This is a genomic window from uncultured Shimia sp. (assembly GCF_947498095.1).
GTDB lineage: Bacteria > Pseudomonadota > Alphaproteobacteria > Rhodobacterales > Rhodobacteraceae > Shimia.
Genome location: NZ_CANMJE010000002.1, coordinates 1 through 21716, shown reverse-complemented (window position 1 = coordinate 21716; position 21716 = coordinate 1). Strand labels below are relative to the sequence as shown.

The window sequence follows — 21716 nt, the reverse complement described above, 5'->3', positions numbered from 1 at the left end:
CGCAGTGGCCAATGGTTTGGGATTTTGGGTCAACCGCTCACGGTTGTCGCGTCAGGCTTTCAGATGCCAAGCACAGGCTGCAACAGTCGAGGAACAAAAGCGTTGAACTTCAACTGAGCATCCGTGGCCGCTAGACAGATACAGGCATCGCCCTCGGCTGCAACGGGCGTGTGCTCCAGTTCATCATCCGCAACCTCGACATCTCCGACCCCAAAGGTTCCGGTTTCATCTGAAAACGCACCCTGAAGCACCAGTGTCAGCTCAAGCCCGTTGTGACCGTGATCTGGCACGGCCTGCCCTGCCGGGATGTACAAAAGCCGAACAGACTCTTCGTCCGAGCGCTTCAGCACGGTCTGTCGGACACCTGCGCCCAAACGACGCCATTTCGGTTCACCATAGGACAGCGCCTCGGCCACGGGACCGGGGAATACTCCCATGCGGCGCGGCGCGGGGCGTACGGGTTGCGGTGTGTCCAACATATCGAGCACACGAGATCGCAACCCAGAGGTCACAGTCGAATGGTGCTCTTCATCCAAAAGCACGCCACCCACGGTTTCATGTGTGACCAGACGTGCACGGCACTCTGCACACATAGAGACATGGGCGGCCACAACCATCGAAAAGGCATATGACAACTCACCCGATGCATAAGAGGCCAACAGGCTCTCGGGGATATGATGACGAATACTACTCATAAACTTTGCTCGTTTCCCAATTCCCGGCGCAGGCGCTCTAGCCCTAACCGGATACGCGATTTTATTGTCCCTAATGGCAGGCCCGTCTGGGCGTGCAGTTCCGAATGACTCATGTCACCCAAATACGCTTGCTCTACGAGCGTACGTTGTTCGGGTGACAAACATTGCAACGCCTTGCGAAGACGCGCCGTATCCTGTTCCAGGGCCACAATCTGCAGGCTGTCATCTTCCTGCACGTCATCCCCCCGCATTTCCTCAGGGATCGGGCGCCGTTCTTTTCTCAGCACGTCGATCTGGCGATTGCGCGCAATCTGATAGACCCAGCCCGAGACTTGCGCCCGGTGCGGGTCAAACAGATGAGCTTTTCGCCAAACTGCAAGCATCGTGTCCTGTACCACTTCTTCGGCAAGACTGGCCTGAAGGCCACCCCGCATAAGCATTCCTTTCAAACGCGGTGCGAAATAATCAAACAGCGCCGCAAAGGCTGACTTGTTGCGGTCATCCCGCACGGCCAGCATCCAAACCGTCTGTTCACTCATTTCGCCCGACTTTTGAGACATGTCCTCTCCTGCGGCAGACCGGAAACCCGTCACAGCCGCTGAGGGGCCCTTTAACTCAGTCGTTGCGTTCAACATGGGAGGATTACGGAGCAGGTCCGCGTTTGGATCACTCCAAAAACAATTTTTTCTTTTTTTGATCCGGCTTTGAACCGGCCTCGTAACTTTTGAAAACCAAACGGAGAAACAATGTCTTTTGATATCCCAAATACAGGTCGCCCCCGCGTTGCAATTGTTGGCGGCGGAATTTCCGGATTGGCATCTGCCTACCTGCTGACGGCCAACGCCGACGTTACTTTGTTCGAGGCAGCACCGCGGCTTGGTGGGCATGCCCGCACCATCGTAGCGGGGCGCAATGCGGATCAACCGGTCGATACCGGGTTCATCGTCTTTAACTATGTGAACTATCCGCATTTGACGGGAATGTTTCGCGATCTCGACGTGCCCGTTGAAAAGAGCGACATGACCTTTGGGGCAACAATCGATGATGGTGCCGTGGAATATGCGCTGTATTCGATCAACGCGTTGTTCGCCCAACGCCGCAACATTGCGCGCCCTGCCTTTGCGCGGATGGTGCGGGATATCGTGACATTTAATGCCCGCGCTGAAGACGTGGCCAAGACCGACGATGTCACCATCGCCGATCTGGTCAAGGAACTGAACCTCGGCGACTGGTTCCAGCGCTACTATCTGATGCCGATCTGCGGCGCGATCTGGTCCACCCCAACCGAGGGCATTCGGGATTTTCCAGCCCGCACGTTGGTGACGTTTTTCCGCAACCACTCGCTCTTGGAGCGTAAGCAGCACCAGTGGTGGACCGTAAACGGAGGCAGCATTGAATATGTGAAACGCCTGACCGCCCACCTTGAAGCGCAAGGTGCTGATTTGCGCCCCAACACGCCCGTCCGCAAGATTGACCGCGATAGTGCCGGTGTGACGGTACATTCCGAGCGTGGGGCCGAGCGGTTTGACCAGATCATCATGGCCTGCCACCCAGACCAGTCACTGAACCTCTTGTCCGCACCCAGTGCTGCCGAAAAGGCTGCTCTTTCGGATGTTCGCTTTCAGGACAACACGATCATTCTGCACCGTGACGAGGCACAGATGCCCCGTCGCCGCGCCTGCTGGTCGAGCTGGGTCTACAAGGCCAAAGCCCTCGATACACGACCCGAGATCGGTGTGACCTATTGGATGAACCGTTTGCAGAACATTCCTGAAAACGATCCGATGTTCATCTCGCTAAACCCTTATTCCGAAATTCGGGACGAGCTGATCTACGATCACAACGTCTTTCGCCACCCGGTGTTTGATGGGCCAGCATTGTCAGCCCAAAAACGGCTCGCAGACATGCAGGGCAGCAACGCAACATGGTTCGCGGGTGCCTGGATGCGTCACGGGTTCCATGAAGATGGGTTTGCAAGCGCTGTTCGTGCGACGCGTGAGATCAACGCCCAAATCGCCCGGGTCAAGGTCGCCGCATGAGCCGGTGGCCGGACCATATCGCAGCGCATACCACGCACGCGCGGCGCGGGTCGGTGAAGAATGCCTTCACCTACAGCATGGATTATGTGCTGATTGATCCCGCCGCGATCCGCGGCCCTATGCTGTTCTCGCGCAATGGCTTTAACCTGACTTCGGTGCTGGACCGCAATCATGGCGGCAAGCGTGGATCAGGTCGGGGTGTATCCTGGGCCGAAGACATGTTGGACCGCGCCGGTGCACCGTTTGACCGCGGCCGGATTTTGTTGCTCACACAGCCCACGCTGTTGGGTAAAGTCTTCAACCCGGTCAGTTTTTGGCTGGCATATCAGGGTGACAGTCTCACGGCCGTGATTGCCGAGGTGAACAACACCTTTGGCGAGCGCCATTCGTACTTGTGTCACCTGCCAGAGTTTGCCCCGATTGGTCCATCTGACACGCTGACAGCATCAAAACTGTTCCATGTCTCGCCCTTTCAAGAGGTCAACGGTCGCTACAGCTTTCGATTTGATATTCGTGAAGACCGGATTGCGATCCGAATTGACCATGAAAACAACGGCAAAGGCGTGATCGCCACCCTGTCCGGCCCCCGGCGCCCCCTGACCAACCGCGCGTTGATCTGGGGTGCCCTGCGCCGCCCAACAGGTGCGGTTCGTACCATTGCCCTCATCTATTGGCAGGCCCTGCGCCTGAAACTCAAAGGCGCGCCGTTTCGCCGTCGCCCTGCCCCCCCTCAACAGGAGATCAGCTAATGCGTTTTATCACCAAACGGGTCAAACACGACTTTCTCAACACCTGCGCTTCGCTGGACACTGGACGCCTGCGCCTGAAGACACCCGAAGGTGAGGTGCACGACTTTGGCGGCTCTGGCCCCGAGGCGGACCTGACCATCCGCGACTGGTCAGCGATCACCTCTATTGCCGCACGCGGTGACATTGGGCTGGGCGAAACCTATGTGGCGGGCCTCTGGGAAACCTCGTCGGTCGCTGGCCTGATCGGGTTTGCCCTGAAGAACCGTGATGCGCTTGGCACCTTTGGCCGCCCCAGCCCACTTCAAACTCTAAAGATGCGCGCCGTTGATCGCATCCTGCGCGCCAATTCCGAACGCGGGGCCTCGCGCAATATCAAGGCGCATTATGACGTTGGCAACGAATTCTATCGTTTGTGGCTGGACGACGGCATGACCTATTCCTCGGCGATCTTTGAGCATGGCGACAATGATCTGGAGCGCGCTCAGAACCGCAAGTATGACCGCGTTCTCAATCGCTTGACCGATGGAGAGCAGGTTCTCGAAGTCGGGTGCGGCTGGGGTGGATTTGCTGAACGTGCTGCCGATCAAGGGCGCAATGTGACCGGCATCACCATCTCGCCTAGCCAGCGCGGCTATGCCGACGCGCGGCTGGACGGGCGTGCGGACATCCTTTTGCAGGACTACCGCAAGACCCACGGGCGGTTCGACAACATCGTGTCTATTGAGATGATTGAAGCCGTCGGCGAACGCTATTGGCCAAGCTACTTCCAGACCCTGCAACGCAATCTGGCGGTTGACGGCCGGGCGGTCATTCAGGCGATCACGGTGCGTGACGACTATTTTGACACCTATCGCAACAACTCGGATTACATCCGTCAATACACCTTTCCTGGTGGCATGCTTTTGTCAGAACAGACGATCCGCCAACAGGCCCGCGCCGCGGGACTTGAAGTGCGCGATGTCTTTGCCTTTGGTCAGGACTATGCCCAGACCTGCCGCATTTGGGCGGACCGGTTGATGGCACAAGCTCCCAAAATTCGGGCCTTGGGGTATGACACGCCCTTCTTGCGCAACTGGCAATACTATCTGGAACTCTGTGCCGGCACCTTTGCTGTCGGTCAAACCAACGTCCTGCAAGTGGAGATGGCTCATGCGCACTAAACTCGCCGACACTGCCCGTATCACGGCCCTGTCCGGCCTGCTGTTGCTGTCCCTTCTTCTGACAGGCGCCCGCGCTGATGTGGCGCGCACCGGCCTTAGCAACCCCGAGCGTTTGGGCAGCGTAACTGTGCGCTATCTCGGGATCGCGATTTATGATGCTGAGCTGTTTACTTCTGGTGGCACGGACTTTCGCTGGCAGGCGCCAATGGCCCTGCGGTTGACCTATCGCCGGGGCTTTTCTGCGGATCAGTTGACCGACGCCACCATGACCGAGATCACGCGCATGAATGGAGAAAGCGCGAGCGACGCCAAACTGCGCGCAGACCTCGCCACTTGTTATCGAGACGTGAAGAAGGGTGACGAGATCACCGCAACTTCGCAGGGGTCGAACGCGGTCTCACTTTGGCTGAACAATCGCAAGGTTTGCACGCTGAACTCTGCGGGAATTCAGAAACGTTTCTTCGGTATCTGGCTGGCTCCAGAAAGCCGCATGGCACGTCTAAGCCCGCAGCTAAAGGGCAAGTAATGTACTGGAATGTAAGCCTTTTCTCGCTAATGCTCGCTGCCGCGAGCCTGCCGCTCTACATCCACCTGCCGCGCTATGCAACGGCAGAGCTGGGGTTGAGCCTGAGCACAGTCGGCGCGGTTCTGATCGGCATCCGGGTGATGGATTTTGCCCAAGACCCTGCGCTTGGCTGGATGGTGGATCGCAACCCGCGTCAGATCGGTCGGTTTGCGGCACTCGGCGCGGCGGGCATGGGTCTGGGCTTTGTGATGTTGTTCTCGATACCCCCACTGCTGACCCCGGTCGTATGGCTGACATTTTCGCTGATCGTTCTGTTCACTTGCTACAGCCTCGCGGCGATCCTGTTTTATGGCCAAAGCACCGCGCTGGCGTCAAACTCTGGCGCCTTACTGAAACTCGCGGGGTTCCGAGAGGCAGGCGCGTTGACTGGCGTTATTCTGGCGGCATTGGCCCCGGTCGCTCTAATCGCGATTTTTGGCTCGGAGGGTGGGTTCACGGCTTATGGTCTGATGCTCGCTGTGATTTGCACCCTTGTCTACCTGCGGACCCGACCGCTCTGGACTGTTGCGCCCAAATCCACAGGCAAACTGACGCTGACAGACCTGCGGGCCTCGGGAGGCCTGCGCCTTTTGGGGCTGGCACTGGTCAATGCGCTACCGGTTGCCATGACCTCCACGCTATTTTTGTTCTTTGTTGAAGATCGCCTTGAATTGACCGGCATGGCCGGTGGATTTCTGGTGTTGTTTTTCCTCGCGGCCGGTTTGTCCGTGCCGGTCTGGACCCGTCTCAGCAATCGCTATGGCATACGTCCGGTATTGCTGGGCGCCATGACGCTGGCTGTTCTCAGTTTTGTCTGGGCCGCCCTGTTGTTGCCCGGCGCGGCATTGGCCTTTGCCCTTGTCTGTATCGGCTCAGGTGCCGCGTTGGGGGCCGATATGGTGCTCTTGCCTGTGATGTTCTCTTCCGCACTTGAGCGCGCTGACTTGCGCGCGGGTCAGGCCTTTGGTCTGTGGTTTCTTGCCGGGAAACTGGCCCTCGCCCTTGCTGCAGCCCTTTTGCTGCCTGCGCTTGATGCAGCGGGTTTCAAACCCGGTGCGGTCAACAGCGCCTCGGCCCTGCAAACACTCACCTTGGCCTATGCGATCATTCCTTGTGTGATCAAATTGGCCGCCATCACTCTGGTTTTTCGTCTTCCTCAAAAGGTTCTGTCCGCATGAAACTTGTCCTTTTCCTGATTATCGCTGTGCTTGTTCTCGCACTTTGGCGGCCCGGCCTGTCCTTTCGCCATCAGCGCGCGGCGCACTACGATGACACAGGCCCTGTGTTTGACATCAAACAGCACCTGAGCGGCCCGATCATTTCCGAAGGCATGATCCACGGTCCGAACGGGCGGCTCGCCTCGCGTTTTGTGGCGGACATGACAGGCGAATGGGATGGCAACACCGGCACTTTGGCCGAGAGTTTTCGGTATGACAACGGCAGCACACAGGAACGCAAATGGTTCCTGACCTTGGGCGAAAACGGCAGCTTCACCGCCACGGCTGATGACATCATCGGCACCGCGCAGGGGCAGGTTTCCGGCGCCACGTTGTCGATGACCTATCGCATCCGCCTGACCGAAGCCGCCGGGGGGCATGTACTGAATGTCACAGACTGGCTGTACCTGATGGAAAACGGCACCATTCTGAACCGCTCGGAATTGCGCAAGTTCGGTATTAAGGTTGCAGAGCTGACCGCCACAATGAGGCCTGCCGATGACTGACCTATTTCAAAACAAAACCTGGTGGATCATTGGTGCCAGCGAAGGTCTGGGCCGTGCCTTGGCCGAGGCACTCGATGAACGCGGAGCGCATTTGGTTTTGTCTGCGCGCGGGGCCAACCGATTGCAGGACCTCGCGGCATCGCTGAAACACGCGCGTGCAGTGCCGTTCGACGTCACGGACAGCGAGGCGGTTGAAACCGCATCGCGCGAAGCTGGCGCCGTTGACGGAATGATCTATTGCGTGGGCCAATACGACCCGATGCACGCGCAAGAGTGGAACGCGGCTCAGGTCACCCTGATGACCAAAGCCAATTTTACGGGCGCATTGGATGTGTTGGCGCACGCCCTACCCCCAATGTTGGCAAGAGATCGGGGGCATATCGTTCTGATTGGTTCCCTCGCTGGGTACTCCGGGCTGCCCGGTGCCATCGGATACGGCGCCTCAAAGGCAGCGCTGATGCATTTGGCTGAGAACCTTCAGGCGGATTTGCGAAACACAGGCCTGAGCATAAAACAGATCAATCCGGGGTTTATCCGTACGCGTCTCACCGCCAAGAACACGTTCGAGATGCCATTTATCCTGTCGCCGGAAGAGGCCGCACGCCGGACCCTACGCGCGATTGAAAGTCGTCGCTTTGCAACCGCATTTCCTGCGGTATTCTCGTGGCTGTTTCGTGCTGGTCGCTTCTTGCCGCGTGGACTGTTTTTGCGACTATTTCCAAGCCCCAAGCCGAATTGATCAACCTGTAGGTATTTCTACAAAATTGACGCGTGGGCGCCGGATGCGCAATCTTGGCGCCCATGAAACGTAAAGTCGTCTCCCCCGCCGAAGCTGCCGCCCTTGTTCAGGACGGTGACACGATCACCACGTCGGGCTTTGTTGGCATCGGGGTGCCTGATGGGCTTTTGGCGGCCATTGAAGCCCGATTTCTTGAGACTGGTCATCCACGCGATTTGTCACTGGTCTTTGCCGCAGGCCAAGGCGATGGCAAGACCCGTGGCCTGAACCGTTTGGGCCATGATGGGCTGCTGTCATCAGTTGTCGGTGGCCACTGGGGCCTGATCCCCAAGGTCGCGAAACTGGCCATCGAGGGGAAGATCAAAGGCTGGAACCTGCCTCAGGGCTGCATCAGTCAGCTTTATCGCGACAGTGCTGCAGGCAAGCCGGGCATGTTGTCCAAGGTCGGGCTGGAAACCTTTGTTGACCCGCGCAATGGCGGTGGCGCGATCAACGACATCAGCACCGAGCCGCAAATTGAACTGACCGAGATTCGCGGTGAAGAGATGCTGTTTTACCCGGCTCCACGCCTGACTGTCGCCCTGCTGCGCGGCACCACAGCAGATGAGGCTGGCAATATCACCATGGAGCGCGAGGCCCTGCTGATCGACAATCTGGCACAGGCCATGGCCGTCAAAAACGCGGGTGGCGTGGTTATCGTGCAGGTCGAACGCATTGCCCGCGCGCACACCATGCCTGCCCGAGACGTGCACATCCCCGGCATCCTTGTCGACGCAGTGGTCGTGGCCGAACCTGAACACCACATGCAAACCTATGCCACCGCGTTCAGCCATGGGTTTACCAACCGCATCCGCTCGCCCGAGGGGGAGATTCCGCCCATGCCGCTGGATGCCCGCAAGGTCATCGCGCGGCGGTGCGCGTTTGAGTTGCCGGTGAACGGAGTTGTGAACCTTGGCATCGGCATGCCCGAAGGTGTTGCTGCGGTCGCCGCCGAAGAGGGTTTGCTGGAACATGTCACGCTCACAGCGGAACCCGGCGTGATCGGTGGCCAACCTGCCTCGGGTCTGGATTTTGGCGCGGCGATCAACACCGATGCTGTCATCCCGCAAAACAACCAGTTTGATTTCTATGATGGCGGCGGGCTGGATATGGCGTGCCTTGGACTGGCGCAGGCGGATGGGGCTGGCAACGTCAATGTTTCGCGGTTTGGGTCACGGCTGGCAGGCGCTGGAGGGTTTATCAACATCTCGCAAAATGCCCGCAGACTTGTGTTTGCGGGCACGTTCACAGCCAAAGGTCTGAACCTCGATATCACTGACGGACAGCTTTCCATCAAAACCGAAGGAACCGCGCGCAAGCTTTTGAAATCCGTCGAGCAAATTTCATTCTCAGGTACCCGTGCCGCTCGGTTGGGGCAACCTGTTCTCTACGTCACAGAACGCTGCGTGTTCGAACTCACGGCCAAGGGTCTGGCGCTGGTTGAGATCGCCCCCGGAGTGGATCTTGATCGCGATATCCTTGCGCATATGGACGCAGAGCCGATCATCGACGAACTGCATGAAATGGACGCACGTATCTTCCGCCCGGATGAGATGGACCTGCGCACCGACCTGTTGCATCTCGACCTGCCCGACCGCATTGCAGTCGATCCCCAAGCCGGGCGGCTGTACCTGAACTTTGAAAAGATGCGCGTGCGAAAAGCCGATGAAGTGGCCCGCGTCGGAAAACTTGTTGCGGACATCTGCGCGCCGCTCGCGGACAAGGTTGACGTGGTGGTGAACTATGATGGGTTCAGCATAGACGAAACGCTGGAGAACGACTGGGCGCGCATGGTTGCTGATCTGGACGCGCGGTATTACCGCACCGTGTCACGTTACTCCGGCTCAGCCTTTATGCGGATGAAACTGCGCGAGGTTTTCCCCGATGCCCGCCCGCATATCTTTGAAACCAGCGAACAGGCCCGTGGGTTTCTGGATGATAAAAGCTGACTAGAACGCCTTGAACGTGAGCGTGGTCAGTGTGCGTTCGATCCCATCGATATCCAGCAGTTTTTCGTTGATGTATTTGCCGACATCCGCGTCTTTGGGGATGTAGAGCTTCATCAGCAGGTCATATTCCCCGCTGGTCGAGAACAGCTCGGAATGGATTTCCTTGAGCGCAATTTCCTCGGCCACGCGGTAGGTTGTTCCCGGACGGCAGCGGATCTGGATAAAGACACAGGTGGACATGGGTCGCCTCGCATTGGTTTCCCCCAAGCTGGCACAATTGGCGCACCTTTCACAATCCCGAAACGTGCATCTTGGCCTTGGCCGATCCCCCTCCTATAAGACCTGCGAACCAGCCAGAGGATTACCCCATGCGCAGCGCAACCGTCGCCCGCAGCACCGCGGAAACCGAGATTACCGTCGAGATCGATCTTGATGGCGTTGGCACTTATGACAACAACACCGGCGTTGGCTTTTTTGACCATATGCTGGACCAGCTGTCGCGCCACTCGCTGATCGACATGACCATTCGCGCCAAGGGGGATTATCACATCGACGACCACCACACGGTCGAAGACGTGGGCATCGCTCTGGGCCAAGCACTGACCAAAGCGCTGGGTGACAAAAAGGGTATTCGCCGTTATGCCGCGTGCCATCTGCCAATGGATGACGCGCAAGTGCGTGCGGCGCTTGACCTGTCGGCCCGGCCCTACCTGATTTGGAATGTCGACATGCCAACCGACAAAATTGGCACGTTCGATACAGAACTGGTGCGCGAGTTTTTCCAGGCACTCAGCACGCATGGTGGCATCACGCTGCACATCGACCAGATCCACGGGTTTAACAGCCACCACATAGCCGAAGCGACCTTTAAGGCCGTGGCGCGGGCGTTGCGCGAAGCGGTTGAGACCGATCCACGAAAAGCCGATGCCATTCCCTCGACCAAAGGGGCGCTGTAACCAGCATGCTGACGGCCATTATTGACTATGAATCGGGCAATCTGCACTCGGCAGAAAAGGCCTTTCAACGTATGGCGCGTGAGGTTGACGGTGGCGAAGTTATCGTTACCTCGGATGCGGATGTCGTAACGCGGGCGGACCGGCTGGTTCTGCCCGGCGATGGCGCTTTTCCGGCCTGCGCGGCAGAGCTGCGCGGTCATAAAGGCATCTATGACGCGATGGTTGAAGCGGTTGAGGACAAGGGGCGCCCTTTCCTCGGCATCTGCGTCGGCATGCAACTGATGGCGACCACCGGGCACGAGTACGAAGAAACCGCGGGACTGGGTTGGGTGTCCGGCGATGTTGTGCGCATCACCCCCGAGGACAAAGCCCTAAAGGTTCCGCACATGGGATGGAACGATCTGGTGATCGAACGGCCCCATGCGGTTCTTGAAGGCGTTGAGACCGGCGATCACACCTATTTCGTGCATTCCTATCAGTTTCACGTTGATGCCGCGGAAGAGCGCATTGCCTACGTGAACTATGGCGGTGATGTCACGGCCATCATTGGTAAAGATACCATGCTGGGCATGCAATTCCACCCGGAGAAAAGTCAGCATGTCGGGCTGCGAATGATCGGGAATTTCCTGCGCTGGACGCCCTAAGAGACGCTACTGCCATTGGAAAGGCCCGCGGCCTGCTGTCCAAAAACAACACGGAACGTCGGCTGTTGTTTATGCGGACACCATCCCGCTGCCAAGAAAGTTTGAAATCTTTCCAGACAAAACTAGTTTCTCGTAACACTAGGTTTATTTGCGCCTGTTCAGATTTGGACAAGAGAGACGAGGAAACGAATGAATCGATTTTCACAAGCCACGCTGCTTGGGCTGCTTACATTTTCGCCTTTGTGGGCACAGGCGAACTCCACTGATCCGGTGGACCTCATGAACAACTGTGAACGGATTGCCTCGGGACGGCTTGGGGTGGCAATAGACGACGTCAGGGTTGAACTGCAAACCGCTCGGGTTGACGGTTCCATTCCCGTGAATGGTTTTGTCCTGGGGTTTGAGGGTCAAGATTTCACGTTTCAGTGTAACTTCGACTCAAAAGGTATGCCCGGAGAGTTCTGGAATTCGAAAGATATCGTAGGTTGTCCCGGTGATCTGTCGGAAGCCGACCGCTGGCTTTTCCCAGGGTGCTAGGTCCATTGCTGGATACCGGTTTTTGGCAAATGGAAAGCAAGGACTAAACAGAGATGCATTTTGATCTTGCGCACGCGGCACTCATTGTCATCGCCCTGTTGGCGACTAACGCTGTATTGGCCAAAAGTGGAATTCTTGGTCAAGAAGACAAGCATCAATGGAACTGGAAACGCTTTCTTGCCTACTTTCTGGTAACCTTTCTCGTGAACTTGGCGTGGCCAGTTTAGGGAACGACCTCATTAATCTTTCAAGCACCCAATGCCGCGTGTATGAGGCCAGCCAAAGAGGTGAACCTGACACCCGCTAAATCTAGAACCCTCGGGTCATACACACGGTTTTTGTAAAGCCATTGGCGCAGGCAAAGCCTCCAACATACGCATTTGGCACTTGTGATACTCTGGTGGACTGCGAAACCAACCGAGCATTTCAGTGGTCTTGGCTTGACCCACAGAGAGCTTGTGACGGGCCTTTGCAGTCAATGCCTTAAATTCGTTGGCGCTAGACCGTAAGCGCGCCGAAAGGCCCTTGTGAAGCTTTCCGCGGATCCATAGCCGTAGCGGCGCGCTACTGCATCGACGCGGTCACCGCGTTCGACATCCTGCCGTGCAAGGATCAGGCGCCACCGTCTGAGATATCCCATCGGCGTTTCCCCGACAATCTGCGTGAAAAGCTCACTAAAGCGCGACAGGGAAAGACCCGCGACGTCGGCGAGGTCGGCGTTTGACCATTGGCGGTCGGGGTGGTCGTGAATGGCGACGATGGCGCGGCTGACGCGCGGATCGGCCATACCCGCTAAGAGTCCCACTTCGGTGGAGCCACGTTCGATCTGCAGGCGCAGCAAGCGCACAATCAACGCCTCGCCCAGTCGGTTCACCACCGATTGCGCCCCGCAACGCCGCCCTTCGACCTCTTGCTGCATCAAGGTAACCAGCGCCAGTGTGTCGGCATGATCGGCTAGATCCATTTCAACGCAATCGGGGAGTGCTGCCATCAGCGGGTTGGTTGATCCGCTCCAGGCAACTCGTGCCGAAAACAGCACTTCTCCCGCACAGCTTTGGGGACAGGAGCTGCGCGCATAAAACAGCACCTGCCCGGACGCATCCCGCGTTCCGGATTTGGCGATCAGGTTAGCCTCGGACAATGGTGCAGCCGTCACCGAAAGATGAAAGCGTTCAACAAGTGTGGTCAGTCGGTCCATTACGTATTCCGGTGTTTCGGTATGGTTTTTCGGATTTATCGAACCTGATCATCTGACATGATGCCACAGAACACAAGACCTATACAAAGGAAGACCCATGTTGATCCCCCGCCAAAAAACACCAAATTTGACGCTGCCCTTGCTCGGCGGAGGCACGTTTGACCTCGCCTCTGAAGGGTCCGAACGCGGCACAGTGATCTGTTTTTTTCGTGGCCTGCATTGCCCGATCTGCGCCAACTATCTGAAAGAGCTGGAAAAGCGCGTGGCTGACTTTGCCGAGCGCGGCGTGACATGCATCGCAGTCAGCTCAGACGGCGAAGACCGCACTCAGGCCATGGCCGAGAAAATCGAAGCCAAAGGGCTGCGCTTTGCTTACGACCTGCCGCTGTCTGTCGCCAAGGAATGGGGCCTTTACATTTCGACCTCACGCGGCACGACTTCGATCGGCATCGAAGAGCCGGCTCTGTTCTCGGAACCAGGCCTGTTCATGGTGTCGCCGGATCAATCGCTTTACTATGGCTCGGTGCAGACCATGCCATTTGTGCGTCCGCATTTCTCGGAGTTGGTTGGCGCGCTGGATTTTGCCATTGCCAACAACTACCCGGCACGCGGCGAGTACACGGGCGCCGTCTGAGGCCGTTGTTTTCGCAACACAATTGAACATAAGAGCGCATGCATCCGCTGGACGGCGGGTGCATGACCATGCATAGCTGAGCGTCCGAAACCAAAACGAGACCAAGCGTGCATATCCGTCTGGAGAAATTCAACCACGTCAAACGCGAAAAGCGGTATCACGTCTTGCGCGTGACCCAGACGCTGTTTGGTGATTGGTGTCTGGAACGTGAATGGGGCCGGATGGATGAGGCGCCGCAGAAAGAGCGCACCTATTTGCCTGCTCTGACCGAGGCCCGTAACGAAGTCGAGCGCCTGAAGGCGCTCGATCTGAAAAAGGGTTTTGCAGTGATCCCCGTGCAGATGGGTCTGCTTTAGTTTACGCGCTTCCAATCCTGGCTGCGGCCAAACGCAGAGACCCCAACATAGCCGCGGACACTCAATGTCGAGCCACTGAGCGACATCTTGGATTTATAGGTTTTGTCCGTATCAGGTGCCCAGATCTGGCCGCCGCTGTACTTGCCCCCACCATCCGCGTTCATGTCCCACAATAGCTTTTTGCCCATGTGTTCATAGTCGGGCGACTTTGCGCCGGTTTCGTCATAGGCCGCAGCAATTGTCCCGCACAGTGCGGCGCCGCATGGTGCAATCTGCACATGCAGGTAACCACCGGTTTCACCTGGTTCGGTTTTCCAAAGCCCTGCCGCCGGATCCGCCATCACACTGGTGCCCAATACGGCAAAGGCTGTCGCCATCACTAGCTTTTTCATGGTCTTCCTCCCAATCTGTTAGGCCGAGTGTGATCCACCACTACATTTCGATCAACCCTGACTTGAGGTCACATTGCAATTCGGGCGAACCCATGCCAAACCGCGCGCAAATTCCAGCTAATCAAGGTGCTGCCATGATCCTATACCCAGCCATCGACCTTAAAGACGGAAACGCAGTGCGCCTGGTGCATGGGGATATGGACAAAGAAACCGTGTTCAACGAAAACCCGGCCGCGCAAGCGTTGGAATTCGTCAATGCGGGCTGTGAGTGGCTGCATCTGGTCGACCTGAACGGCGCTTTTGCAGGTGAACCTGTTAACGCCGCCCCAGTTGAAGCGATCCTGAAACAAACCAAAGTACCGGCACAACTGGGTGGTGGTATTCGCGACATGGCGACCATTGAACGCTGGATCGACAAAGGGCTGGCGCGTGTCATCCTTGGCACCGTGGCCGTGGAAAATCCCGATCTGGTTCGTGACGCTGCCAAAGAGTTTCCCGGCAAGGTCGCCGTGGGCATCGACGCCCGCAATGGCAAGGTTGCCACCAAGGGTTGGGCCGAAGAAACCGATGTGATGGTCACCGACCTCGCCAAATCTTTCGAAGACGCTGGTGTGGCCGCGATCATCTACACCGACATCAACCGAGATGGCGCGATGCAGGGCCCGAATATCGAGGCCACGGCCGCATTGGCCAATGCGGTGTCGATCCCCGTGATTGCTTCGGGTGGCGTATCGTCCTTGGATGACCTGCGCAATCTCAAGAGTTGCGGCGCACCACTGAACGGCGCAATCTCAGGTCGTGCGCTTTATGATGGGGCGATTGATCTGGGCGAAGCTCTGGACCTCATGAAAGGCTGATCTCTGCCATGCGGTCCGTAAACCGCATCTTTGCCACTCTGATGGCCCTGCCCGTCGCGCTCTGGCTGATGTGCCTGATCGCGGTATTTTTCATTAGGTTCGTGTTCAGCTGTGAGACCAACGACGGGTTGGTGCAGGCCTGTATCGTCCTTGGTCACGATATAGGCCAAGGCGCAGTTTCACTGATGATTTTCGCGGCATGGGGACAGTTGATGATCGTCCCTTGGTTATTGGCGGTCGGACTTTGTTGGGGGCTCTTCGCGCTCATCTCACGCCAAAGAACCCCAAAGGCCTAAACCATTTTCTACATTGCTGCTTTGCCAGTCAGCTTACCCAGCGCCCCAGCCATTTTCTTGAGGTATTCGGCATCCCCTGGCACGTTGAGATCGCCAAGCATTTCTGACGGGTCTTCATAGGCCAGCCACACGTCCCCATCGTCATCGGCATAGACCAGCACCTTGAGAGGCAGGTAGAGCCCGGCCAAAGCGTCAGCTTGCATGGCGGGCGTGCCCAGCTTGGGGTTGCCAAAGATCAAAAGCTGCGACTCGGCCAGTTCAAGCCCGACTTTGGCCGCCCCACCGGCGTGATCCACGCGGGCAAAGACCGTTGCACCCGCGCCGTTGACCGCTGCTTCAAGCGCCTCCATCGTGCTCGCAACATCCCCTGAGGCCTTAATTCTAACGATCTCAGCCATTGCCATTGTCCCCGACATCACCATCATTGCGCCTGCGATTATCCACTGTTTCACGATCCTACTCCTGTTAGCGGTGAAAACTTCTCTGGCATCCTCTGGCATGTGAAGGCGATTGCGAATAAACAACTGCGTGACAATCGCGAGAGTGGCAAACCTATGCTCAAAACCCGTCTCATCCCCTGTCTTGATGTTGCCGATGGCCGCGTGGTCAAGGGCGTGAACTTTGTCGGACTGCGTGATGCGGGCGACCCGGTTGAAGCCGCGCGTGCCTATGATGCAGCGGGGGCGGATGAAATCTGTTTTCTGGATATCCACGCAACCCATGACAATCGCGGCGTGATGATCGACATGGTGCAGCGCTGTGCTGAACAGTGCTTTGTTCCGCTCACGGTTGGTGGTGGGGTGCGCACCGTCCAGGATGTGCGCAAGCTGTTGTTGGCAGGGGCGGACAAAGTGTCGTTCAACTCGGCCGCCGTGGCCAATCCAGACGTGGTCGCCGAGGCCGCAGCGCAGTTTGGCAGCCAATGCATCGTCGTGGCGATTGACGCAAAAACCGTCAGCCCCGGCAAGTGGGAGATTTTCACCCACGGTGGTCGTAAATCCACAGGCATCGACGCGGTCGAGTTCGCGAAACTGGTGGTCGAGAAAGGCGCCGGAGAAATCCTGCTGACCTCGATGGACCGTGACGGCACCAAGGTTGGGTTCAACCTGCCCCTGACAAAGGCCATCTCAGACGCGGTTGATGTACCGGTGATTGCCTCGGGCGGGGTCGGCACACTGGATCACCTGGTCGATGGCGTGACCAAAGGCGGCGCGAGCGCAGTGCTTGCGGCCTCGATCTTTCACTTCGGCGAGTTTTCCATTCAAGAGGCCAAACAGCACATGGTCGACGCCGGTATCCCGATGAGGCTGACATGACCACTTTGAACGATCTGGCAAACACCATTGCCGCACGCGCCAAGGCAGATCCAGACTCCAGCTGGACTGCAAAGCTGCTGGCCAAAGGACCTGAGAAATGCGCGGAGAAATTCGGCGAAGAAGCGGTGGAAGCCATCATCGAAGCGGTGAAAGACAATCGCGAGGGTTTGATCTCGGAAAGCGCGGATGTACTGTTTCATCTGCTCGTGATGCTGCAATCGCGCGGCGTCTCCCTCGACGAGGTTCTGGAAGAGCTGGAGCGTCGCCAAGGCACTAGCGGGATTGCCGAGAAAGCCGCCCGCCCGAAGCCCTGACCCCGGCTTCTATTGGCCCAAATATCCTGGGGTGAATTGGCCCTTAGGGCCAAGAGGGGCAAAGCCCTTGACCGCCTAAAGCTTTGACGAAATCACACCCGTCGCGAACCCGCCCATGCGCAATTCGCCAAACAGGCGCTGGTATTCGATCTTGGGGCAGCGATCCATCACCACATCGACGCCACTTGCCGCGGCCTTGGCCGCGGCCGCCTCGTTCACCACGCCGATTTGCATCCAGATCGTTTTAAGATTCGGAAAAGCCTCAAGCGCTTCGTCGACGATGGGTGGCACCGCTTCGGACCGACGGAAGATATCGACCATATCAACGGGTGCCTCGATCTCTGACAAGCTCGCGCGCACCGTTTCACCAAACAGCATCTTGCCCGCATGCCCCGGATTGACCGGGATCACGCGATACCCCTTGAGCCCCAGGTACCGCGCCACATAATAACTGGGCCGCACCGAGTTCATGGAAACGCCAACCACAGCCACCGTTTTTGTGCGCCGCAGCACGCGAGTTAAGAATTCGTCTGAGTAATCCATGCCGCACGCTAACCTGAGCCGCAGAAAGAAAAAAGCGCCCAAGTGACCTTGGGCGCTAAAGTTACGGAACGAGGGACAGTGAAGTAAGAAACAGAAGTTCCGGTTCTGCCTCTTATGAAACTCTAGATAGGGATCATTTTGGTTGAGGAAAGGGGTACTCAACAACCTGTGAACACCGGGTTAAATCTGGGCAGTTTTTTGCCGATTCAGTCGAAAATATCTTCAATCGCATCGAAAAGCTCTTCTTTGAACTTCTTCGACCAGCTTTTGCGTTTCTTATGCTTTTTCTTGTTTTTCGGCCGTTCGCGAGACACCGCCACCTCGATCACGCGGATCTTTTCACGCGGTGCGTCTCGCCTTGAGGACGGCATCTGCTTTAACTCGTGTAGCGGCGCGCCGCAGGTAGAGCATGCCAGTTCATGCCGCGCCTTCCCCTTAAGCACCAATGCGGCACGCGTGCCGCAGTAACAGCATGTGGCAATCTTGGTGGCGTGTGGAATGGGTCTGCTCCGGTCTGGTTGCGCTTCATCCCATATCTAGGGTTTTGTTGCGCGATTTGGAGCCTCCGACGGGGGTATTTTGAGCAATACGAAGACTTAACGAGGCAAAGAGGCGTATAGCGCAACTGCAGCGGCATTTGATACGTTGAGCGAACCAAAGTCGCTCGCAAAGTCGATCCGCACCAGGGCATCACAGGTTTCTTTGGTTTTTTGGCGTAGCCCCGGCCCCTCGGCCCCCAGAACAAGGGCGACAGGAAGGTCTCGTTTGCCGTCCAGAGCCTGATCAATGCTTTGCTCTGCCTCGCCATCCAGCCCTAACACAAGATATCCCATCGCCTGTAATTCCGTGATCGCGTCAGACAGGTTACGCAGGCGCAGATAGGGTTGGCGCTCTAACGCGCCACTTGCGGTTTTTGCCAGAGCGCCGGTTTCTGGCGCCGAGTGATGGCGTGTGCCGACCACCGCAAGCGCGCCAAACACCTCGGCAGAGCGCAGAATGGCACCCACATTGTGAGGATCGGTCACCCGGTCCAGAAGGATCAACCGCTGTGGCCGGTCGTCATCAGCGATGGCACGCTGCGACAGCGCCCCCCATTGCAACGGTTTCACCTCAAGCGCGGCCCCCTGATGCACGGATTGCGCATCAATTGGGACGTTGAACCGGCGCGGGTCGGTCATTTCCGGCGTCATGCCCGAAGTGTCAATCGCTTCGGCCAGCTTGTCGGCCGCGTTCTTTGTCACCACGAGGCGCAGCTTTTCTCGGTCGGGATTCACAAGCGCATCACGCACCGCATGCAGTCCGAACAACCACACCGTTTCGGCCCCGCTCTTACGCTTGGCCTGTTCCTTTTCCACGACCCATTTGGGCTTTTTCATTGCTTCAATTTCCGCATTTTGTCAGCGATCTACCAATGCGCTGCTTCGCGGTTGCCTGCAAGAGATTTTCTTGTTGACGCCCCCGATCAGGCACAGTAATCAGCCCCTCACACCAAGGCCGCAAGGTCAAGAAAGTGGGCGACAGGCCGCAAGGTGTGGCAGGGGACTGTAACTCCCTCGCGGAGACGCACGCCTGGTTCGATTCCAGGGTCGCCCACCACTTTCCCCCCATCGAACTTGAGTTTTCGCAAACGCAGCGAATAGCAACTTGATTTCAATAGGTTGCAGGCAATTGAGACGCAAGAGAACTCAAGTTGGAGCTCTAATCAGAGCATTTTGCGGGTGTTTTCGGAGAAAGTCTCAGCGCGTCAGTTTCGCGTGAGGTCTTGAGACCTATCGGTGGCTTCAGGTCTGTTGGAACCCAAGAATCTCACGCTGTTTTCTCCAATCCAGCGGCAGTTCTGGAAAGTCACGAAGACGCTTCGCCGTTAGATGCCAGGTTGGCGACCTTCCAGAATGGAAGTCGAAAGATCCGGTGCCAACCAGGCAAGAGGCAAGATGCGACTGACCACACCACTTCGCAAACCTTCCCGGTCCGTGATTTGCTTAACGGAATAAGCTGCTCCATCCATTAGCTCACTTGCCCATCGCCGTGCATCGACAATCAGTGCAATGAGTTCCGGGTCCGGATTCGCTGTATTGTGCGGTGCGATCACGATTGGCTTCGCGCGACCATTCTGGCATCGTTTGAAGGGAATGCCGAAGTTGGCGGGTATAGGTTCAACGGTGGTGTCTGCCCTCAACATCGCTGCCAGGTTCATCGTAACCTGTAACTTTTCCGCCCTTACTGTGATACGGATGATCAGCGATAGCAGATTTTGTTTTGCATCAGCTTCGCCGTTTCCATATTCAGTTTGGCTCAACGCAGCGGCCACACGAAGGGCGTCCGCAATGAGAGCAGCATCCTGGATGTGCGCCCTTGCTTGATCAGCAACCCAAACATGGTCAGAGAGCTTGTCGGCAAGAGCCGAAAGAACAACGTGCTCGATTTCCTGTGCCGGCAAGCTTTCGACCGGAACTTCGTCATCTGGCTGTGACTTGGTTGAAGCGTAGTAACAGTAGCGTTTTGTCTGTTGCACGCCATCCCGGCACACCAATTTGCTGGCATAGGAGGCGCGCATTTTCCGATCAGCGGAATCAAACAAAAGTCCATTCAAAATCCGACCGGTGCGGAGGCGCTTGGTTCTGGTTTCACGACCGCCATTGTTTTCCAATTGGGTTTGCACAGATTGCCATGTCGCGTCATCGATGATCGCCTTATAACGCCCTTCATGAACCTCGTCTTTGTGCCGGGTCTTTCCAACGTAGATCGGATTGCGCAGACCTGCTTGGCAAGAAGCGGGCGTTTCCGACCGATCAGGCGCCCTTTATTCCACGGTGTGCGTTTCGGTCTGATGGCGGGAAGTTGAATATTGGACATTGATCGTCCTCCATCCGTCCCTCCCACTCCAAACATCGACACCGCGTCAACCGAACGACTTTACCAATTGATCGAACGGCTGGTTCCATCGGTACATCAGACCTTTGTGAAACCCGCAGCAAACTGCCGCTACGAGCCCATAGGAGTAAATTGCTGCACGGTGCGACAATAACGGCAATGCGCTAAAAGCAAACCTTCAACACTTGGACAAAACAGATTTCAACTCCAAGGCCCTTGAGTCTTTGGTTTGAGATTGAGATTGAAATTCAGTTTGTAATAGCGCTTTATGTGGGAATAGGCCTCAAACCCTATTTTGAATATCGAAGTAACAAGGGGTGAAAAGTATGTTCAAGTTTGTAGCCGCTGCCTTGGCAACATTGGTTCTCACTATCGGTGCCAGTGATGCTTTTGCCAAAGACAACAAGGGAAAGAAGCCCAAGAAAGGCGGTAAGGACGCTGGCGCTAGCATTCAGATCGAAGACAAACCCGGTAAAGGCAACAAGCTGGACAAAGGCGGCAAAGCGGTGCCTCCGGGACAGATCAAGCGTTACACGCGTGGAGCCAAGCTTCCAGGTGATCTAAAATTCGACGACATAGGTGACCTTTCCAAGTGGAAGCTCGGCGAACCGGGCAAAGGCAATCGCTACATCAAAGTCGACAATGAGATTCTGGAGGTAACGGAAGATCTTTCGACTGTGGTTGACGCCGTCGGGATTGTTGACGATCTTTTGAAATGAACCGAATTGTGAACGTTTCAGAGCAAAAACAACCTCGGTTGCTCTGAGACGGCTGGGGTGATCCTATGCATTACCCCAGCCAAACTCTAAACTTCGCTTCAATTCTTGTCCGTGTAAATCCAGCCAATTGCTCATAGTCTATCGCAGTTGCCTGATGTTTTAGGTCAGCTAAATGCGGAGACTGGCCTTTTTGTTCTCAGCTCGCGACCGTCTACTTTGGGCCGATTGCTATGAATGATCTCATCGGCTCGAAGAGGAGCATTGTCCGCATAACTGACACGCGAGCGAGGCGCAGCGAACTTCCGGTATCCGCCCATTGCGAAGAATCCTGCGCCAAGATGCAAAGTCTGGCTTAGGCTCAACCTGATGTTCGCCGCGATGTACTCCAAGGGCAGCTTTGGGCCAGCTGCTGCCATTTAAGA

The 21716-nt window shown here is 56.8% G+C and carries 28 protein-coding genes, 1 tRNA gene and 2 pseudogenes; 19 read left to right on the top strand and 12 right to left on the bottom strand.

From position 1 onward, the window contains the following. Positions 1–59: 59 nt before the first annotated feature. A complete protein-coding gene (locus tag Q0932_RS03305; protein ID WP_299349706.1) occupies positions 60–695 on the bottom strand; it encodes a ChrR family anti-sigma-E factor in 636 nt (211 codons plus the stop codon). Then, a complete protein-coding gene (locus Q0932_RS03300) occupies positions 692–1255 on the bottom strand; it encodes a sigma-70 family RNA polymerase sigma factor (protein WP_299349705.1) in 564 nt (187 codons plus the stop codon). The genes Q0932_RS03305 and Q0932_RS03300 overlap by 4 nt, the downstream gene beginning before the upstream one ends. Before the next feature lie 186 nt (positions 1256–1441). Between Q0932_RS03300 and Q0932_RS03295 the strand changes: the two genes are divergently transcribed. The 8 genes from Q0932_RS03295 to Q0932_RS03260 all read left to right on the top strand — a co-directional run bounded on the left by Q0932_RS03295 (position 1442) and on the right by Q0932_RS03260 (position 9658). Then, positions 1442–2734, top strand: coding sequence for an FAD-dependent oxidoreductase (locus tag Q0932_RS03295; RefSeq protein ID WP_299349703.1), 1293 nt, complete (start codon positions 1442–1444; stop codon positions 2732–2734). Then, on the top strand, positions 2731–3483 hold the full coding sequence (locus Q0932_RS03290; RefSeq protein ID WP_299349702.1) for a DUF1365 domain-containing protein: 753 nt from the start codon (positions 2731–2733) through the stop codon (positions 3481–3483). The genes Q0932_RS03295 and Q0932_RS03290 overlap by 4 nt, the downstream gene beginning before the upstream one ends. After that, complete coding sequence (locus tag Q0932_RS03285; RefSeq protein ID WP_299349701.1) at positions 3483–4643, top strand: class I SAM-dependent methyltransferase; 1161 nt, start codon at positions 3483–3485, stop codon at positions 4641–4643. Before Q0932_RS03290 ends, Q0932_RS03285 begins: the two co-directional genes overlap by 1 nt. Further along, positions 4633–5169: a chalcone isomerase family protein gene (locus Q0932_RS03280; protein ID WP_299349700.1), complete on the top strand. Its 537-nt coding sequence runs from the start codon at positions 4633–4635 to the stop codon at positions 5167–5169. The genes Q0932_RS03285 and Q0932_RS03280 overlap by 11 nt, the downstream gene beginning before the upstream one ends. Next, positions 5169–6386 (top strand): MFS transporter, encoded by a 1218-nt coding sequence (locus Q0932_RS03275; protein WP_299349699.1) that lies wholly within the window; start codon positions 5169–5171, stop codon positions 6384–6386. The genes Q0932_RS03280 and Q0932_RS03275 overlap by 1 nt, the downstream gene beginning before the upstream one ends. Next, on the top strand, positions 6383–6931 hold the full coding sequence (locus tag Q0932_RS03270; RefSeq protein ID WP_299349697.1) for a DUF3833 domain-containing protein: 549 nt from the start codon (positions 6383–6385) through the stop codon (positions 6929–6931). The genes Q0932_RS03275 and Q0932_RS03270 overlap by 4 nt, the downstream gene beginning before the upstream one ends. Then, entirely contained in the window at positions 6924–7670 is a 747-nt protein-coding gene (locus Q0932_RS03265; RefSeq protein ID WP_299349696.1) for an SDR family NAD(P)-dependent oxidoreductase, read from the top strand. The genes Q0932_RS03270 and Q0932_RS03265 overlap by 8 nt, the downstream gene beginning before the upstream one ends. Positions 7671–7732: 62 nt before the next feature. Further along, positions 7733–9658 carry a CoA-transferase gene (locus Q0932_RS03260; RefSeq protein WP_299349694.1) on the top strand — a complete coding sequence of 642 codons (1926 nt, stop codon included), beginning with the start codon at positions 7733–7735 and terminating at the stop codon, positions 9656–9658. On the opposite strand, the gene Q0932_RS03255 is transcribed toward Q0932_RS03260, so the two are convergent. Continuing rightward, positions 9659–9898 carry an Lrp/AsnC ligand binding domain-containing protein gene (locus Q0932_RS03255; RefSeq protein ID WP_299349693.1) on the bottom strand — a complete coding sequence of 80 codons (240 nt, stop codon included), beginning with the start codon at positions 9896–9898 and terminating at the stop codon, positions 9659–9661. A 128-nt stretch (positions 9899–10026) separates the two neighbouring features. Here Q0932_RS03255 and hisB point away from each other — a divergent pair, with 128 nt between their 5' ends. The 3 genes from hisB to Q0932_RS03240 all read left to right on the top strand — a co-directional run bounded on the left by hisB (position 10027) and on the right by Q0932_RS03240 (position 11795). Then, positions 10027–10614, top strand: coding sequence for an imidazoleglycerol-phosphate dehydratase HisB (gene hisB, locus Q0932_RS03250; RefSeq protein ID WP_299349691.1), 588 nt, complete (start codon positions 10027–10029; stop codon positions 10612–10614). A gap of 5 nt (positions 10615–10619) precedes the next feature. Beyond that, on the top strand, positions 10620–11258 hold the full coding sequence (gene hisH / locus Q0932_RS03245) for an imidazole glycerol phosphate synthase subunit HisH (protein WP_299349689.1): 639 nt from the start codon (positions 10620–10622) through the stop codon (positions 11256–11258). Between the two features lie 189 nt (positions 11259–11447). Then, positions 11448–11795 (top strand): hypothetical protein, encoded by a 348-nt coding sequence (locus Q0932_RS03240; RefSeq protein ID WP_299349688.1) that lies wholly within the window; start codon positions 11448–11450, stop codon positions 11793–11795. A gap of 475 nt (positions 11796–12270) precedes the next feature. On the opposite strand, the gene Q0932_RS03235 is transcribed toward Q0932_RS03240, so the two are convergent. After that, positions 12271–12993, bottom strand: coding sequence for an AraC family transcriptional regulator (locus tag Q0932_RS03235; RefSeq protein WP_299349686.1), 723 nt, complete (start codon positions 12991–12993; stop codon positions 12271–12273). Positions 12994–13090: 97 nt separating this feature from the next. On the opposite strand from Q0932_RS03235, the gene Q0932_RS03230 reads away from it, so the two are divergent. Continuing rightward, positions 13091–13627, top strand: coding sequence for a peroxiredoxin-like family protein (locus Q0932_RS03230; protein WP_299349684.1), 537 nt, complete (start codon positions 13091–13093; stop codon positions 13625–13627). A 107-nt stretch (positions 13628–13734) separates the two neighbouring features. Further along, positions 13735–13983, top strand: a complete 249-nt coding sequence (locus Q0932_RS03225) for a WGR domain-containing protein (RefSeq protein ID WP_299349682.1) — start codon at positions 13735–13737, stop codon at positions 13981–13983. Here the strand turns inward: Q0932_RS03225 and Q0932_RS03220 are convergent. Then, positions 13980–14375, bottom strand: a complete 396-nt coding sequence (locus Q0932_RS03220) for a DUF2147 domain-containing protein (protein ID WP_299349680.1) — start codon at positions 14373–14375, stop codon at positions 13980–13982. The two genes, Q0932_RS03225 and Q0932_RS03220, sit on opposite strands and share 4 nt — an antisense overlap. Positions 14376–14509: 134 nt before the next feature. Between Q0932_RS03220 and hisA the strand changes: the two genes are divergently transcribed. Both hisA and Q0932_RS03210 read left to right on the top strand, forming a co-directional pair. Continuing rightward, a complete protein-coding gene (gene hisA, locus Q0932_RS03215; protein ID WP_299349678.1) occupies positions 14510–15232 on the top strand; it encodes a 1-(5-phosphoribosyl)-5-[(5-phosphoribosylamino)methylideneamino]imidazole-4-carboxamide isomerase in 723 nt (240 codons plus the stop codon). 8 nt (positions 15233–15240) lie between these two features. Then, complete coding sequence (locus Q0932_RS03210) at positions 15241–15528, top strand: hypothetical protein (RefSeq protein ID WP_299349676.1); 288 nt, start codon at positions 15241–15243, stop codon at positions 15526–15528. An 8-nt stretch (positions 15529–15536) separates the two neighbouring features. Here the strand turns inward: Q0932_RS03210 and Q0932_RS03205 are convergent, their stop codons facing one another. Further along, positions 15537–15983: a DUF302 domain-containing protein gene (locus tag Q0932_RS03205; RefSeq protein ID WP_299350613.1), complete on the bottom strand. Its 447-nt coding sequence runs from the start codon at positions 15981–15983 to the stop codon at positions 15537–15539. Positions 15984–16082: 99 nt separating this feature from the next. Here Q0932_RS03205 and hisF point away from each other — a divergent pair, with 99 nt between their 5' ends. Further along, positions 16083–16844, top strand: a complete 762-nt coding sequence (hisF, locus tag Q0932_RS03200) for an imidazole glycerol phosphate synthase subunit HisF (RefSeq protein WP_299349674.1) — start codon at positions 16083–16085, stop codon at positions 16842–16844. After that, positions 16841–17158, top strand: a complete 318-nt coding sequence (locus Q0932_RS03195) for a phosphoribosyl-ATP diphosphatase (RefSeq protein WP_299349672.1) — start codon at positions 16841–16843, stop codon at positions 17156–17158. The genes hisF and Q0932_RS03195 overlap by 4 nt, the downstream gene beginning before the upstream one ends. Positions 17159–17233: 75 nt before the next feature. Here the strand turns inward: Q0932_RS03195 and Q0932_RS03190 are convergent, their stop codons facing one another. The 3 genes from Q0932_RS03190 to rlmB form a co-directional block, all read right to left on the bottom strand. Further along, positions 17234–17701 (bottom strand): CoA-binding protein, encoded by a 468-nt coding sequence (locus Q0932_RS03190; protein WP_299349670.1) that lies wholly within the window; start codon positions 17699–17701, stop codon positions 17234–17236. A gap of 206 nt (positions 17702–17907) precedes the next feature. Next, on the bottom strand, positions 17908–18144 hold the full coding sequence (locus tag Q0932_RS03185; RefSeq protein ID WP_299349669.1) for a hypothetical protein: 237 nt from the start codon (positions 18142–18144) through the stop codon (positions 17908–17910). A 153-nt stretch (positions 18145–18297) separates the two neighbouring features. Beyond that, the gene (rlmB, locus tag Q0932_RS03180; protein WP_299349667.1) at positions 18298–19077 is read right to left on the bottom strand and encodes a 23S rRNA (guanosine(2251)-2'-O)-methyltransferase RlmB; all 780 of its coding nucleotides are present in this window, start codon (positions 19075–19077) and stop codon (positions 18298–18300) included. Between the two features lie 136 nt (positions 19078–19213). Here rlmB and Q0932_RS03175 point away from each other — a divergent pair. Beyond that, a tRNA-Tyr gene (locus tag Q0932_RS03175) sits at positions 19214–19297 on the top strand. Positions 19298–19565: 268 nt separating this feature from the next. Here Q0932_RS03175 and Q0932_RS03170 read toward each other — a convergent pair. The 3 genes and pseudogenes from Q0932_RS03170 to Q0932_RS03165 all read right to left on the bottom strand — a co-directional run. Continuing rightward, entirely contained in the window at positions 19566–20351 is a 786-nt protein-coding gene (locus tag Q0932_RS03170; protein ID WP_299350651.1) for a hypothetical protein, read from the bottom strand. Between the two features lie 48 nt (positions 20352–20399). Continuing rightward, positions 20400–20447 (bottom strand): annotated as a pseudogene (locus Q0932_RS20530) (hypothetical protein); the annotation flags it as partial. Further along, positions 20435–20557 (bottom strand): annotated as a pseudogene (locus tag Q0932_RS03165) (integrase); the annotation flags it as partial. The pseudogenes Q0932_RS20530 and Q0932_RS03165, both read right to left, overlap by 13 nt. Before the next feature lie 344 nt (positions 20558–20901). On the opposite strand from Q0932_RS03165, the gene Q0932_RS03160 reads away from it, so the two are divergent. Next, on the top strand, positions 20902–21294 hold the full coding sequence (locus Q0932_RS03160) for a hypothetical protein (protein ID WP_299349665.1): 393 nt from the start codon (positions 20902–20904) through the stop codon (positions 21292–21294). The last annotated feature ends 422 nt before the right edge of the window (positions 21295–21716 follow it).